At 53.8% G+C, this 15,853-nt stretch carries 10 protein-coding genes; 5 read left to right on the plus strand and 5 right to left on the minus strand.

Going from position 1 to position 15,853, the window contains the following annotated elements:
• Positions 1 to 268: 268 nt before the first annotated feature.
• Together ABEA92_RS25185 and ABEA92_RS25190 are read right to left on the minus strand one after the other, a co-directional pair.
• Positions 269 to 937 carry a response regulator transcription factor gene (locus tag ABEA92_RS25185; protein ID WP_345687475.1) on the minus strand — a complete coding sequence of 223 codons (669 nt, stop codon included), beginning with the start codon at positions 935 to 937 and terminating at the stop codon, positions 269 to 271.
• Entirely contained in the window at positions 934 to 5,673 is a 4,740-nt protein-coding gene (locus ABEA92_RS25190; protein ID WP_345687477.1) for a chemotaxis protein CheB, read from the minus strand. The genes ABEA92_RS25185 and ABEA92_RS25190 overlap by 4 nt, the downstream gene beginning before the upstream one ends.
• Before the next feature lie 732 nt (positions 5,674 to 6,405).
• Between ABEA92_RS25190 and ABEA92_RS25195 the strand changes: the two genes are divergently transcribed.
• Together ABEA92_RS25195 and ABEA92_RS25200 are read left to right on the plus strand one after the other, a co-directional pair.
• Positions 6,406 to 6,624, plus strand: a complete 219-nt coding sequence (locus tag ABEA92_RS25195; protein ID WP_345687479.1) for a hypothetical protein — start codon at positions 6,406 to 6,408, stop codon at positions 6,622 to 6,624.
• A 31-nt stretch (positions 6,625 to 6,655) separates the two neighbouring features.
• Positions 6,656 to 7,219 (plus strand): hypothetical protein, encoded by a 564-nt coding sequence (locus ABEA92_RS25200; protein WP_345687481.1) that lies wholly within the window; start codon positions 6,656 to 6,658, stop codon positions 7,217 to 7,219.
• 486 nt (positions 7,220 to 7,705) lie between these two features.
• Here the strand turns inward: ABEA92_RS25200 and ABEA92_RS25205 are convergent, their stop codons facing one another.
• Positions 7,706 to 8,794: a sugar phosphate isomerase/epimerase family protein gene (locus ABEA92_RS25205; protein WP_345687483.1), complete on the minus strand. Its 1,089-nt coding sequence runs from the start codon at positions 8,792 to 8,794 to the stop codon at positions 7,706 to 7,708.
• Positions 8,795 to 8,954: 160 nt separating this feature from the next.
• On the opposite strand from ABEA92_RS25205, the gene ABEA92_RS25210 reads away from it, so the two are divergent.
• Positions 8,955 to 11,780, plus strand: a complete 2,826-nt coding sequence (locus ABEA92_RS25210; RefSeq protein ID WP_345687485.1) for an Hsp70 family protein — start codon at positions 8,955 to 8,957, stop codon at positions 11,778 to 11,780.
• An 88-nt stretch (positions 11,781 to 11,868) separates the two neighbouring features.
• Here ABEA92_RS25210 and ABEA92_RS25215 read toward each other — a convergent pair whose 3' ends face one another.
• On the minus strand, positions 11,869 to 12,060 hold the full coding sequence (locus tag ABEA92_RS25215) for a hypothetical protein (protein WP_345687487.1): 192 nt from the start codon (positions 12,058 to 12,060) through the stop codon (positions 11,869 to 11,871).
• A 181-nt stretch (positions 12,061 to 12,241) separates the two neighbouring features.
• Here ABEA92_RS25215 and ABEA92_RS25220 point away from each other — a divergent pair, with 181 nt between their 5' ends.
• A complete protein-coding gene (locus ABEA92_RS25220) occupies positions 12,242 to 13,738 on the plus strand; it encodes a sulfatase-like hydrolase/transferase (RefSeq protein WP_345687489.1) in 1,497 nt (498 codons plus the stop codon).
• Between the two features lie 135 nt (positions 13,739 to 13,873).
• Positions 13,874 to 15,241: a sulfatase-like hydrolase/transferase gene (locus ABEA92_RS25225; protein ID WP_345687491.1), complete on the plus strand. Its 1,368-nt coding sequence runs from the start codon at positions 13,874 to 13,876 to the stop codon at positions 15,239 to 15,241.
• Positions 15,242 to 15,276: 35 nt separating this feature from the next.
• On the opposite strand, the gene ABEA92_RS25230 is transcribed toward ABEA92_RS25225, so the two are convergent.
• Entirely contained in the window at positions 15,277 to 15,567 is a 291-nt protein-coding gene (locus ABEA92_RS25230) for a transcriptional regulator (protein WP_339942104.1), read from the minus strand.
• Between the last annotated feature and the right edge of the window lie 286 nt (positions 15,568 to 15,853).

Raw genomic sequence — 15,853 nt, forward strand, 5'->3', positions numbered from 1 at the left:
GTTGCAGATCCGATTTTACACCGCCGCATTGGCCAATAGGATTTGCCGAATGTCAGAACATTGTAAAACATTCCGGTCAGCGGACGAACGACCGAGCTCGCCTGGCTACAGTTCTCGTAGTTTCATGGCAAGATTCGACCAGCGATTGTGGGTTCGCGATCATCGTAAGCAGCATCAGACAAATCGTCGAAACGGCTGTTTATGCGACAAATGATTGCCCGCGTCGGATTGCCCCGTCTATTTCACCACTTCGGATAGCCCGTGTCGATCAGTAGCCGCGTTTCATCACCCACTGAGTCGCATGCTGGACCAATTGAGTGGCGTGATCGATATGAAGTTTACTTTTGATGTTTTCCTTATGTCGCTCGATTGTTTTGACACTTAAAAAAAGTGTGTCGGCGATCTCACGCGTGCTCTGCCCATGACCGATTTGCTCAAATACTTGCAGCTCCCGATTGGTCAATGATTCGAGTCCCTGCAGCAACGCCGGCTTGACGCTGCCCAAACGACCACGAATCAGAGTCTTGGTCACCGATTCGCTGAAGAAGAAGTCGCCATCGAGCAACGCATGAATCCCTTCGATCAATTTTTCGGGCGCTTCTTCTTTGTTGATATACCCGCGTGCCCCGGCTGCCAGTACACGGTGTGCGTACAAGTCTTCATCGTGGGCCGAGATCACTAAGACTTTTAATTGTGGAAGCGTCTTGGTGATCGAATGAATCAAATCCAATCCGCTGCCCTCTTTTAATGACAAGTCGATGATCGCCAAGTTGGGCGACTCCCGTTTCAACAGCTTGTATCCTTCCTGTTCACTGCTAGCCATTCCGCAAACCACCATATCGGGTTCTTGATTGATTAGTTGAGAATAGCCGAAACGGACAATGCCGTGGTCGTCCACCACGACAATCCTTGCCGTGGCGGACAGTGTCTTGTTCATGATTGACAACTCCGCTTGGGAATGACGAATGTGACCGAGGTCCCTTTGCCTGGAAGCGAATCAATTCGCAGTTCACCGCCAACGGATTCAGCGCGATACCGCATGATATTCAATCCATTCGTATTCGCTTTTGGCGGTGTTTCTGCGATCCCAATTCCATCATCCTGTATTTTCACCGAAAATTGGTCGTTTGTCGAAAGTTCGATACAAATTCGTTTCGTCTGGGCATGTTTGATCGCATTGTGCACTGCTTCACAAGCGATTTGATAAATCACAAACGCGACGGCGTCGTCGGTGATGTACGACTCGTCAAATCGCTCGGCATCTAGGTCGCATGGGACGTCGAACCGACGGGTCGTTTCGCGACAAAGCCCTTCCAGGGCCGCGAACAATTCCACTGAATCAATCGAGTTCTTTAACAGCCCATCGGACAATCGGCGAACATCTTGATGGGTTTGCTTGAGAATGTCGCCAAGATGTTTGACGTTTTCGAGTTGCGATTGCATTTCCGGCGGCATGCTGCGACGCAATGACTCGGCGATCAAGGCGCCTCCGGTTAATTGCTGTGCGATTCCATCATGCAGCTCTCGACCTATCCGTTGTTGTTCGATGACCGCCACTTCGGTAACGACTTCTTCGAGACGCTTTCGTGCGATCAAATGGCCAAGTTGAATCCCGATGTCAGGCAGAATTTCGAAGAAACGGTCGCGCCGCGACTGAACCTGATCCGAAATAAACTCCATGATTGCAACCGTTTCGCCGTCTACCGTAATCGGAAAGGCGCAGGCGGCGTGAAATCCAAAATCCGAAAGAGTATGGAACATTGGATTCAGCGAGGTGTCTTCGACCCAGATTGGCTGGCCCGTCTGCAGCACCGTCCCGATCATCCCCTCACCAGCGTGGAATCGCATTCGGCTACGATACTGACGAAATTCGTCAAACCGGAGAAATTGCTCTTTCGCATCCACGCGAACGTGCCACAATCCCGAACTTTCCATTTGCTCGCAGTCGTCACTACAGCAGCGCCATAGATGCCCGACCATCCAACCGTTGTAGGATGCGATACGCTGCAGCGTTGCACGCATCGCGTCTTCGACTGTTTTTGATTCGTTGGCGACACGCGTGATGTTTTGAAGAATATCGAGGAATTCGGTTCGTTGTAGAACTTGTTCACCAAGAATTCGGTTTAATTCCTGGACGCTCTCTTCGGCAGTTTTACGTTCCGTGATGTCCACCCACATCCCCACGGAAAACTGGGCCATCCGCTTTCCCTGTTCTAACGAATATATCACTTTTCCACGGTCTTCGATCCAGCGAATTTCGTCTTGCGTGCTGACCACTCGAAACTCGGCTCGGTAGCCATTGTCATCGCAGCGACGCAAAGCGTCCGACAAATGTACGAGGTAACGTTCGCGATCATCCGGATGAACCATTTTGGTGATCCGATCACAATTGATCGGTTCATCCGGCGTGATTTGGGCGATATTACGAAGTTCGTTAGACCACGACAACTTTTGGTTCGCCACATCGTAGGAATACCAGCCCAAGTTAGCAGCCTTCGATGCGAGCCGAAGCTTTTGTTCAGTCGCCGAAAGCTTGGCTTCCATTCGTTTTCGTTCGCCGATATCAATGCACTGCGCAACAATCGTGCCGTCGTCACGCGAATATCCCGAAAACAACATACGCAGCACTGCCCCATTCTTGCACCGAAAATCTCGCTCGTAGGGCACGATGTAACCGGTCTGGTCCAGTTCATCATATTTCTCTGACGCAACATGGTACCACTCTGGTGGCGGATCGAGATTCAACTGTTGTAGCGAGTGCGACTGCACCTCGTTTCGTGTGAACCCCGTTCGGTCTAGGAACCAATCATTGCAATTCAGCAGGCCTCCCTTCGCATCGAAGAACAAGACTCCGATGCCATCCACCTGCAACGCGTGACGCAGTTGCGCCTCGTTCGCTCGCAATTCCTCTTCGCGTTTTTTCCGTTCAGAGATATCGATCATGGTCACCACGACCCCACCACCCACTTTATCATCCGAGCGATATGGCAGCACGCGACGGACGAAGACCCGACCGTCATGGCAACAGACCTCGTTTTCAACCGGCAGTTTTTTGTCGATCACTTGGGCACATTCCGCTGCCAAATCCCCATCGAGAAAATCGTGGGCAAGATCACAAATCGATCGTCCTTGATCCGATTGCCGTACGCGAATCAAGGACTCGACCGCGGGTGTGAACCAGCGAATAGCCAGATGATTGTCCAAACAGATCGTGGGAATCTGGGTTGCAGAAACGAGGTTTTCTAAATCGGCATGTTTGCGTTCCAACTCATCGATCTTGGATGCCAATTCTTGATTGACGGTGGCAAGTTCTTCGTTGAGTGATTGCAATTCCTCTTTGCTTGTTTCCAGCTCTTCATTCGTGCTCTGCAGCTCTTCGTTGACACTAAGCACCTCTTCGTTCGATGCTTTGTACTCTTCATGAGCGATCTCAAAATGCTCTAACGAGGACTGGAATTCGTCTTTGACCAACCTCAACTCGTTTTCCAAATGGCGAATGATTGAATCTCGTTCGTCAAGGGTGGAGTCGCTGCCAACATCCTCACCAAGCTTGCCCTCACCAAGATCGCCCTCACCAAGATCGCCCTCACCAAGATCGCCCTCACCAAGATCGCCCTCACAGTCGCCGCTCGGCGAATCAATCTGCGGTTCGGCCACCGCTTGATCCTCGAAAGACTTAAACGCGATCAGTACAAAGGCATCCTCGTTTTCCGCATCATCAAGCAAACGGATTTCAATGGTCACATCGCGGGGACGATGGTCGTGATCCAAGCGATAATTGAATTGGACGGGTTTTTTTTCGGCAAATGTTTTACGGACCGCGTCGCGAAGTTTTAATTTTAGATCGCTACGCAGCTTGCTCAGCAAGTCGTCGTTAGGGACCCCCGCTCCAAACTGTAGGAATCGGTTAACATCACCATTGATGTACAAGATTTGCCAGTGCCGATCGATCAAGACCGCACAGGGTGCCACGATGTCAAACAGGCGCTTCTTAATCATTTGGGCAATTTGTTTGTCGTGACGTCGCAGCGGTAATGGCAGTGGGGTCCGATACGGTTGTTGCGTCTGCCCTGAAGGGATCGGGAAATCGATACGAACATGTGGTGCTGAGTTGGCTCGTTGAAAGATTCGCCAGCGTTTGTCGACCGTCGAAAACAATTCGTCTTGCCGGCCGATGGTTTCTGCCGTGCCCAACAACAGATAACCTTGTCGCTGCAGGGCGTAGTAGAAAATCCCCATCACCTTATGCTGAGTTTCCGGCTTTAAATAGATCAAAACATTGCGGCAACAGATCAAATCAAGCTGAGAGAACGGAGGGTCTGCGATCAAATTCTGTTCCGCAAACAATACCACGTCGCGGAGCGTTTTGTTCACTCGGTAGTGATCACCATCGGCCTCAGCAACAAAATAACGTTGAATTCGAGCACGCGTCACATCGGCCTGGATGCTCTGCGGATACCTTCCCGCGCGTGCATAGGCAAGCGCGTCTTTGTCAACATCTGACGCAAATACTTGTAGCCTACATTCTTTCTGTTGTTTACTCAACTCGTCTAGAAACAACATCGCGACCGTGTACGGCTCTTCGCCGGTAGCACACCCTGGAATCCATACACGAATTTGACTGAGGTTCGCATTACCGTCGACGACTTCGTGTTCCGCGAATTTCGAGGCTACGATGCTGGGAATGACTTGCTCCGCGAGTTCCTTCCAAACATTCGCGTCGCGAAAGAAGTCTGTCACGCTGATAAGCAGGTCTTTGGACAGCGCCGAAAGTTCTTCGGGATGATTTTCGAGGTAGTTCAAGTATTGCGAAACTCGAACAATCTGTTGTAGACACATGCGTCGACGTATCCGTCGCAGCAATGTGCCTTCTTTATAATCACGAAAATCATAACGAGAATGTTTTCGCAATAGCGAAACAATCGTCTCGAGTGTCTGCTTGGATATCCCCTCCGAAAATCCGCCCAGATCTTCTTGATCGCTCGGCGATACGGCGGCACGACTTGGTGACCGGCTTGACTTTAGGTAGGGATGTTTTGCGAAATGAGTGATCGCAGCCGCAATCTCGGCTGGCGACAGCACTTGATCGACCATCCCTGTTTCGATCGCGCTGGTGGCCATTCCTTCGTATTCAGAGGTATTCGGATCTTGGGCAATCACGAACCCACCTGCTTCTTTAATCGCTTTGATCCCCAACGTGCCATCGCTGCCAGTACCGGACAGGATAACTCCGACGGCACAGCGATGTTGATCCTTGGCCAACGCACGGAAAAATCGATCGACGACCACCGGCACGGTACTTCGTGCCTGCATTGACTGCAGCCTAAGCCGACCACCTTCGATTTCTAAATATTGGCCCGGGGGGATGAAATACACACAATTTGGCTCGACGATCATCGAATCGCCGGCCCGATGCAAGGTCATTGATGTGTATTTTGCAAGCAATTCTGCCGCGTGGCTCGGTAAATTCTGGGCCAGATGTTGGACAATGACCATCGCAACGTTTGGTTGATCCGGCATCGCCTCGAGCAATCGTTGCAACGACTCCAAACCGCCCGCCGAAGCGCCGACACCAACGATTGGGAATCCCCCCTTCTGCTCTTCGGAAGCCCCGTCGGCGGATTCACTCTGTTTTCCGGTCGATGCTGGAGTCCTCTCTCGTTTTTTCCCCATAACCATTCCGTGTGTTCGCTAAACTTGTGTGGACTTTATCCGCCGTGAATCGCCCTTGGCGTTGTCGAAAGTCATCACCACCAACCGCTGTGAATGCTGGCTTTAGGTGGCCACAAGTACACGGTGATTTCAAGAGATGTCGATCGCCCCACCCTGCCACGTCCCTCATCGAACGTCAGTAAAGGGCAAAACGTAACTTCGAGCAGCTTCAATAAGTATGCCTGCGATTCATTGTAGCGTTGCAGAGCCGGTTCATAGAATACACGGCACTAATGTTCAGTGGGGGGATCCCCCAGACCAGAGAGCGGGAATCTATCCTGTTTTGACGATCTTCGTGTGATAAGAATCAGCGACACCATCACCGCAACAGGGCGATCTTTTCTCTCAAGTAGGTGAGCGGTAATGATTAAAAGAAGTCCCGCTCGATGTTTGGGCAATCGGCTGATCGAGCAAGGGAAACGTGGCTAGCAACCAGACAGCCACCGCATCAATCGTTTCCTGGTAAAGGTGGTCCTTTGCGATCAATCCACAAAGAACGGCGGAAAGATCAAAGTTCACACCTTATGTAAACCCAAGGATTTGCAACCCGCATCGCCAGAGTCGATCGGTCGACGCAACCGCTGGCAACTCACATGTAAAGGCGTCCACGCCACCAAACCGAAAAATGTATTATTCAGTTCTCACTGGGGCAAACGGTTCGAGTGCGTCCCGCGTTTATAGAAGGAGACCGCCATGTATTCGCGCAGCAGCAATGTGTCGCTTTCGGCCGAAGCGATGCAAGATTTGTACCGAGTTGCCGAGGCAATCGAGACGCTGGAAATACAACTCAGTGTGTTGAGCGTGCAAATGCACTATGAAAAATCTCGTTTCTCGCCCCGTGCGATGGAATTGACTCGCGAGTTAGGTGAGATCCACCGCTTGCTGGAAAACACATTGACGTTTGGCAGTTGATGTCGATTGCTTCCCTGTATTAAATTCCCCGATGGCTTGTAACCCAAAAGAAGAAGAAAAGGCGGCGATAATGGAATTGCGAAAGCAACGATATGTAGAGCGAATCCGGGCGTTGGCTCAAAATAGCGATAGCCATGTCGATTTGAATCAGCAGGACAACTTGGACAATGGACTGGCGGCCGCGTTAGATTTCATGTCTCAAAAGCTGGCTGAGCCGAATGCGTCGGATACGCTCAGTCACGACTTAACCGCAATCCTCGAGCTGGTTGTCCCTGAATTTTCCGATGCATGCAAAATCGATCTGTTTGACAAAAGTAGTTGCATTCGTCGTTTCGCAAAATACGCCAGCGACGAATTGCTGCTAGACAACAATGCCACAGTGGTGCGTGAACGCGCCGATCACCCAACACGGATCAAGATCGCGTTGTCCGATGGGATCTCGTTCTTAGGCGCTATCGAATTTCAACGGTTGCCCCATCGAGGTCCGTTCACCATGGATGAACATCTCGACGCGAAGGTGCTTGCCAGCCGAGTGTCGAAACGTATCGTCAGGATGTCCCACGCTCGCTTTTCTGGTGCGAGCTATCGCAATTAGCCTTCACCGGCGATGGGACGTCCAACGCCATCAACCATACTAGCGGAGCAGCGCGGAGCCTCGCCCGGGTGCAGCATGAGGCAACGTTCGAAATTTACTGGGCGAGGCCCTGCGACGCTCCGCTACGGTTCCGCTGGGAAATAACTTCGTCATTTCAAAGTGTTTCCCGAATGACATGAACCCTCCGGTGGCGTTAGCGCCGTGCCACTAGCGGCTATACTGGAATGAGCGTAGCTCGGCCAGCCTTAGAGGTAGTGGACGAGGCTACGAGTCCCAGCGACTTATTCGCACGACGGGACTCGTTGCCTCGTCCACAACAGAAGAAGACATTTCACCCGCGTGATTGGTAACAAAAATCGAATGACGAAGTTGTTTCCAAACAGCACCTAAAGAAATCGATCTCTGAAAACGGACTCGGAGATCAGGCACTGAGATCAGGCATCCAAAACGGGTCCTGAAAATTCCGCTGCGGCAATTCGCTTGCGACTACGCGTTGGCAAAGGCATTGCGAAGCATGCCAAGACTCTTGGGGATCGCGGTCTCGTGAGCCTCTTTGCCCTCGAACTCGAGCGAGATGTAGCCACGATAATTGGCTTCTTTGAGGATTGCGGCCACTTTTGCGTAATCGATCTCAAGCGTGTACCAAGTGCCGCCGCCATAATAAGTTTTCGCCTGGACAAAAACCGCCTCGGGTGCAAGTTTTTTGTATTGGGCGTATTGGTCCTCGAGAAAATTCCCGGTATCCAGCGTGACGCGTAACCAAGGCGAATCGACCTCGCCAACCACTCGCAACACGCCGTCGGCGGTGCGGCCAAGTCCCCAGTGATTTTCCAGCCCCATCACAACGCCACATTTCTCTGCGGTGCTCAGACATTGCTCAAGCGAATCACGCACCCATTTAAAACCGTCGTCATCGGTGTACCCTTCCAGTCGCGGTTCGATCCCCTTGTTTGCCATTAACTCGTCAAAACTGCCTGACGTTCCCCAACGTCCGGTGTTCACACGAATGGTCGGGATCCCCATCGCATAGGCAAGCTCGATGCAATGATTGGTATGGTCAATCGCTTCTTGACGTTTGGCCGCGTCCGGTGAGACGAACGATTGGTGGGTGGACAATCCGCACAGCGACATGCCTTGGCGAAACGCACGCTGCTTGATCCGTTGCAGCGTCGCATTGGATTCGTCTTGCATTTGCACATGCAAAATCTCAACCGCGTCAAACCCCGCGTCCGCTGCCAAATCGACGCATTCTTCGATCGACAACTTGCTGTCGTCGCGGTACCGCCAATAGGAATAGGTTGACACCGCAATCGGGTTACTTTTGTTTGCGTTTGTGTTTGCTTCACCAGATGGGTCGCCGCTCGATCCCGAGCCAAGCTTTTGCCCCTCGTTCTGAGGGGAAGCCGCGATCGAACCGGCCCCCACCAATGCGGTTGCGGTCGCGATCGCTCCGGCCACTGCTTGACGGCGATTACAACGCTGTGATGACACAGCAGGTTTCCCTGCGGCCGGGGCGGCCTTGGTTGAACTTGCCTGCGGAGCATCAGAATCGGTTTGGGAGTCGAAATCCGTCATAATCAAAGTCGCTTGGGTAGATAGGGATCGATAGGTCCGCGGATGGCAGAAATTGCGTACGCAGTATAACCTGAAACGCCCCGACAACGGATATCCCGCCAGTGTCTGAACCGCAATTTGTCCAGCACTGAAAGATTCTTCCCTCATTAACCTACTCGTTGTGTCAAATCCTGATTCCATTGCTGACGAAATCGACTCTCGCCCCTCACGCTATGTGGTGGGGATCGATTTAGGGACGACCAACTGCGCTCTCTGCTTTATCGACACGGAAAAGGAACCTTGGTCCACCGAAACCTTTTCGATTCCTCAGTGGATTGATTTCGGTCAATGCGAGAATCGAGAAACGCTGCCGTCATTTCACTACGAATTGACCGACGATGAACGATCCGGTGCGCACCGTTTGCCTTGGCAAGACGACGCGATGCCCTATTGCGTCGGAGTCTTGGCTCGAGATGCAGGGCACCGGCATCCAGGCCGGCGAGCGGCGTCGGCCAAGAGCTGGCTTTCGCACGAAGGCGTCGATCGCACCGCCGATCTGTTGCCATGGCATGGTGATGCCGACGTCAGCCGATTGTCACCGGTCGACGCGTCGGCCCGCTACTTGGAACATTTGCGGTCCGCTTGGGATCATCAACATCTCGATGATCCGTTGGCTCAGCAGGATGTCGTGATCACGCTGCCCGCGTCGTTTGACGAGGTAGCAAGAGAATTGACAGTGGCTGCAGCCAAAAAAGCAGGCTTGTCACGAGTCTATTTGATCGAAGAACCGCAAGCCGCGTTCTATGCCTGGATCGACCGGCAACGCGATCAATGGCAAAACAGCGTACAGCCAGGTCAATTGATTTTGGTCTGTGATATCGGCGGGGGCACCACCGACTTAACCTTGATCCGAGTTCGCGCGGCGGGTGAATCGGGCGAGCAAATTCAATTTCACCGCGTTGCCGTCGGCGATCACTTGATCCTCGGGGGCGACAACTTGGATCTGGCGGTCGCTAAGCTGGCCGAAGCAAAAATCATCGCTTCGGGTGCGAGCCACTCGTTGTCGCCGAGCCAGTGGGATCGTTTGGTCCAGGTGTCCCGGACGGTCAAGGAAACGATGCTGCAAAACGATCGCCCCGAATCCTACACGATCAATCTGCCCTCGGAAGGCAGTCGATTGGTCGGTGGCAGCATCCAGGTCGAAGTCACCGCCGCCGAAATCGATGCCACGTTGATGGATGGTTTCTTTCCGACGGTCGATTTAGACGCGACCGCCGTCGCCGGTGACAGCGGATTCCAAGAGTTCGGGCTGCCCTATGCAGCCGATGCGGCGATCACACGACATTTGGCCGAATTTCTAAAGACGCATCGCCGCACCGGACTTGATGAACAAGACGATGATTCGGCAGAACGACCGGCGTTGGTGTTATTTAACGGTGGGGTGATGTCCGCGCCGGCGGTGCGTCAGCGGATTGTCGAATCGCTCGCGCGTTGGTTCGCCGAGGATGACGAGGACTGGAAACCTCGCGTTCTGGAATCACCAAGACTCGATTTGGCGGTCGCACAAGGCGCAGCCTATTACGCCGGCGTGCGTCGTGGGCACGGAGTTCGAATTGCCGCGAATCTGGGACGATCCTATTACATGCAGGTCGCCGACCATCCACCGCGAGGGTTGTGTTTGATCCCCGGCACGGCGGAAGCAGGGCAGCGGTTTCGCGCCGATGAACACCCATTGGAACTACAAATCGGTGCGCCGGTTCAGTTTCCATTGTGGGTCAGCAGCACGCGATTGGCCGATTCGGTCGGGGCGTTGATTGAAATCGATCGCAAAGAATTCTCGCCATTGCCGCCGATTTGCACGGCGTTGGTCCAGGGCAAACGACGCACCGACGAAACGATCAACGTCGTCATCGAAGCCGAGTTGAGTGAGATCGGAACCGTCGGGCTGTACTGTGTTGATAACCAGTCGAGCAAACGTTGGCGATTGGAATTCGATATCCGCAGCACGCTGGAAACCGATCGTGATGCGCACACAGGAATCGGCGAAACACGCGGGATTGTCGATTCGGACACCGTGACGCGGTGCGCCGAAGCGATCGAAAGCGTGTTTGGCGAATCGGCAGCCAAGCTAAAGCCCAATCAGTTGGTCAAACGGTTGCAAGAGGTCACCGAATCGCACCGCAACGAGTGGCCTCCGTCATTGCTGCGAGATCAGTGGCAATTTCTGCTGGACCATCAATCAGGACGCCGCAAATCGCCACAGCACGAGTCACGCTGGTTGAACCTCGTCGGCTTCTGTTTGCGACCGGGCTATGGAGTCGCCGTCGATGATTGGCGAGTTTCTCAGGTGTGGCGATGTGTGCACAACAAGTTGGTGTTCCCAGCGGCGGCATCGCGTACCGAATCGATGATTTTGTGGCGACGGATCTCGGGCGGTTTGACCGCAGGCCAACAAGCTCAGTTGGCAGCGCCGTGGATCAGCGCTCTCAAGAACCGCACTCGCAAAGTTGAGCCCCACGAGGCCGCCGAAGCGTGGCGATTGATCGGATCGCTAGAGCGTTTGCCGGTCAGCGACAAAGTCACCTTAGGACGAATTGCGATCGAAGCGGTTGCCCAAAAGAAGAACGAAAAAATCCGTCATGCGTTGCTCTGGGCCATCGGCCGGCTGGGCAGTCGTCAACCGCTGTACGGACCGCTCAATGGCTGTATCGGCGCCAGCGAAATCGCCGACTGGATCGAGTCACTGATTCGTCTGGATCGCAGCACCGACGCTGCGAATCACGAATCGGTCTGGATGCTCGCGTTGGTTCAAATTGCCCGCATGACCGGCGACCGCTATCGGGATCTTCCCGCTGAGGTGCGAGACGAGGTCGTGCAGTACTTGACGGCAAGATCGGCGCCGCCTCATTACCTGGAACTACTCAAGTCGGTCGGACGACTGGAAAGCGAAGAGGAAGCGGCGATCTTTGGTGACACCCTGCCGCTGGGAATCCGGCTGGTGCGATAAGTTCCGCTGGTGCGCTAGTTCGATTGATGTGCTAGTTCCACTGGTGTGATAAGCCGGTCAGTGCAGTGGCTTCGCGAGTCAGTCGGCTTCAGCGATTGTGAATTTCCATCGGTTCTGCGGCTCTTCGCCGCTCGCCGCCGCTGCTCATCATCGCCACGGCGATCCCACCGAGCACGATCAACAGCACTGCCGAGATCACATGAGGCCGATACTTTTCCCACGTCGTCGGCGATTTTTGTGGCGACGATTGTGATGAGGCAGGGGCGTTTGGATCTATCATATTCCGATTCGAAAGAGCGTCCTGAGCGATAAGCAAACGTCCAATCCTACCCGAACCCGCCCGCAAAATCGACCAGCAAGTTTTGACGTTTTTGGGATCACTTTGGGTGGGCTTTGTCAGCACGTGCGATGCGTTCATGCTACGCTGTTAAAATTCCTTTTTCCCCAACATGAGTCTCCCTATGCCATCGATCAACACGCTGCTCATTCGATCTCGGTCTCGCATGGTTTTAGTCGCTACCGCTGCTACGTTCATCCTCGGTGTGATCGCTAACGCAGCGGGCGACGAGGATGTTTCGAGCAATGCGGCGGCTGCGGCGAACGGGCGGCCCAATATTGTGTTGGTGATGACGGACGATCAGGGGTGGGGGCAGACGGGTTACTACAATCACCCAGTTCTTAAAACTCCCTATCTTGATGCGATGTCCGAGAATGGATTGCGAATGGACCGGTTCTATGCCGGTGCTCCGGTCTGTTCGCCGACGCGAGCCAGTGTGTTGACCGGACGCTCAAACGACCGCACCGGGGTCCAGTCGCATGGCTACGCACTTCGACGTCAAGAAACCACAATCGCCAGCGTGCTGAAGGATGCCGGCTATGTCACGGGCCACTTTGGAAAATGGCACCTCAATGGACTACGTGGCGCCGGAGTCCCCGTGCTGCATACCGACAACCATCATCCTGGACATTTTGGTTTTGACCAATGGGTTTCGGTCACCAATTTCTTTGACCGCGATCCGCTGATGAGCCGGCGTGGCAAGTTCGAACAATTCACGGGCGATTCGTCGGACGTGGCAATGACCGAAGCGATTGACTTTATTTCACGACAATCCAAAGCGAACCAACCGTTCTTTACCGTCGTCTGGTTCGGGTCACCCCATTCGCCTTGGTTGGCCGACGACGAGGACTTGAAACCGTTCGCGTCGCTCGACAAAGATTCGCGGCACCACTACGGCGAATTGGTGGCGATGGACCGCAGCATCGGCACCTTGCGAGACTCGCTGCGGCGACTCGGGATCGCAGAGAACACGTTGGTTTGGTACTGCAGCGACAATGGTGGGTTGCCCAAGATCACACCCGATACCGTCGGTGGGCTGCGCGGCAACAAGGGAAGTTTGTATGAAGGTGGGCTGCGTGTTCCCGCGATCGTCGAGTGGCCTGCGACGATCCAACCACGCGTCACGAACTATCCCGCCTGTACGATGGATATCTTTCCGACCCTGGTCGACCTGTTGTCGCTCGCCCCATCGGTCGCGCCGAATCCGCTGGATGGCGTCAGCTTGAAGCCGCTGTTTCACGAAGAGATCGAATCACGTGAAAAACCAATTCCCTTTCGTTTTTCGAATAAGGCGGCGCTGATCGACAACGACTTCAAATTGCTCGCAGAAAACCTGGATCGATCCAAGTTCGTGCTTTACGACTTGAACAACGATCCTACCGAAACCACCGATGTGACGGCCGAGCATCCGCAGGTGGCAAAGCGAATGCAGAAGTCACTCGTCGAGTGGAACGAATCGGTCAAAGCCAGCGTGGCCGGAAAAGACTACCCCGAAGGCCGGGTAGACCCGGATCATCCCGAGCCTCGGTGGTGGACCGAAGTCGAGGACTACAAACCCTTCTTTGACCAATGGCAGGATCGCTGGGAGTACGCTCGATACTTCAAGACGAAACGCAAATGAGTTGCCACGGACTTGATTGCAACGAATGACTCCTTTCCGCGATGTTCGACGTCATTTCATCCTCTCGTTACGAGGACGAGATTTTGGCAAGAACGCTGCGAACGATACTTACGCCATGACTGAAAAGGTTACTGAATGTACCGGATTGCAATTTGGATAGTTGTCTTGTTTTGCGGCCACGGCGCGTTGGCGTTCCACGTGTCAGCCGCCGAGAAGCCCAATATTTTGATGATCTATGCCGACGATATCGGCTATGAAGCATTGAACTGCTATGGCGGGCTGGATTTTGAGACGCCTCGGTTGAACCAGATGGCTGCCGCCGGGATACGATTCAGCCGCGCCTACGCCAGCCCCGTGTGCACCCCGTCCCGCGTCAGTTTGCACACCGGACTCTATACGACCCGGCATGGACATGTCGGCGTGCTGCCGGTCCATCAGGGGACGCGGCAAAAAGTGGATTTTCAAAAGATGCCAACGTTTGCCCAGCTGCTGCGATCCGGCGGCTATACGACGAGCGTCACCGGAAAATGGCAATTGGCGACGCTGCAGATGTGGCCGGATCATATCCGGGATGCGGGCTTTGATTCGTGGTGTATTTGGCAAATTTGGCGAGATGGAAACAAGACACTTCGCCACTGGACCCCCACGCTGAACGAAGACGGCCAAGTTCGCGAAGACATCGCCGATCGTTTTGGTCCCGATGTGCTAGCCGACTACGTGATCGAACAGATGACCGAGGCCAAAGCTGCGGGCAAACCATTCTTCATTCTGCACAACGAACTGCTGCCGCATGACCCAATCATCGAAACGCCGGACGATCGAGCACTTGGACGCAAAGCCCAGCTTGGAAACATGATCCATTACATGGACAAATTGGTGGGACGTCTGCTCGATGCGGTGGAAACACTTGGGATTCGAGACAACACCTATGTCGTCTTCATGGGCGACAATGGCACGCACGACGTGGATTTCAAAAATCCAAAATCCGGGCAGCTCCATGAGCTCAAACACACTCGGCATACCATCGCGGGGAATGTCAACGGTGGCAAGTTTCAGCTGAACGATGCTGGAACCCATGTACCGCTGATCGTGTGGGGGCCCAAATCGGTGCCTCGCGGAGCCGTCTGTGACGACTTGGTGGATGTCGTCGACCTCTTTCCGACCTATTGCGAGTTAACCGAGACCGCGATCCCCGCTTCACTGTCGATTGATGGACGCAGCATCGCGCCGCAGATTCATGGCGGCGATGGTCAACCGCGTGCATGGGTGCACCACGGGATCGCGGGCAAAGGCGAGAACTTGTTTGATGGTTCGTGGCGTCTGTCTCGAAAGGACGACAAGCTGGTCGACGCACGAAACTTGCCAGCCGAATCAACGGTGACTCAGACAAGTGAGCCGATCCACGCGGTGAAAAACCGATTGGGTTCAATCTTCGAGAAGATCACTCCGACTGGCCCGCGGCCGCCTGAGCCCTTCCCAACAAAGGTGCTGGGAAGGGATTAATCAAGCGATTGGCGGACACGCCTGCTGGGCAGGGATTAACCTTGGCCGCGTTCTTCGAGCTGCTCGCGGTACGAATCGCGTTCGCGGCGAGTCGCTTCAAGATCGAAGATCAAATACTTCATGTCCAAGCGAAGCTGTGACAACGCTTCTTGAACCAGGTTCAAGATGCGTCGACGACGGGTGCTGCACTCGACCACGCGGTCCAAGGCCGGAGCGACTGCGTCACGATAGCGTGCAGGAAGTGAATTGATCGCGTTGATCATCTCTTGCAGTTCTACGGGAGTGTCTTCGTTCAGCTTGTTGGTCGATCCAATGGTCTTAGGCATTCGGTTGTGCTCCGTAGAGTGAAATCAGCAAGTGGTGTCTTGTAATGCTTTGCTATCCATCGCATGCGAAGTGCCGATTCCCTGGCCGAGAGTTCTGATTCGATCGTAAGACGCTTCCAGTCAATGACTTAGGATGATTGGGCCGGCGATGATGTCAAAATGCAACGTTGCATTTTTTCAACCGACTTCCTCTTGGCTTGAAGCCCTAAATCTTGGTATGGGAACGTTTTACGTTTGTAGAGACGGCTTTCGACGGGATGTGTTTTTTTTTCAACACGCTGTCGCA

The organism is Novipirellula caenicola (genome assembly GCF_039545035.1).
GTDB classification, from domain to species: domain Bacteria; phylum Planctomycetota; class Planctomycetia; order Pirellulales; family Pirellulaceae; genus Novipirellula; species Novipirellula caenicola.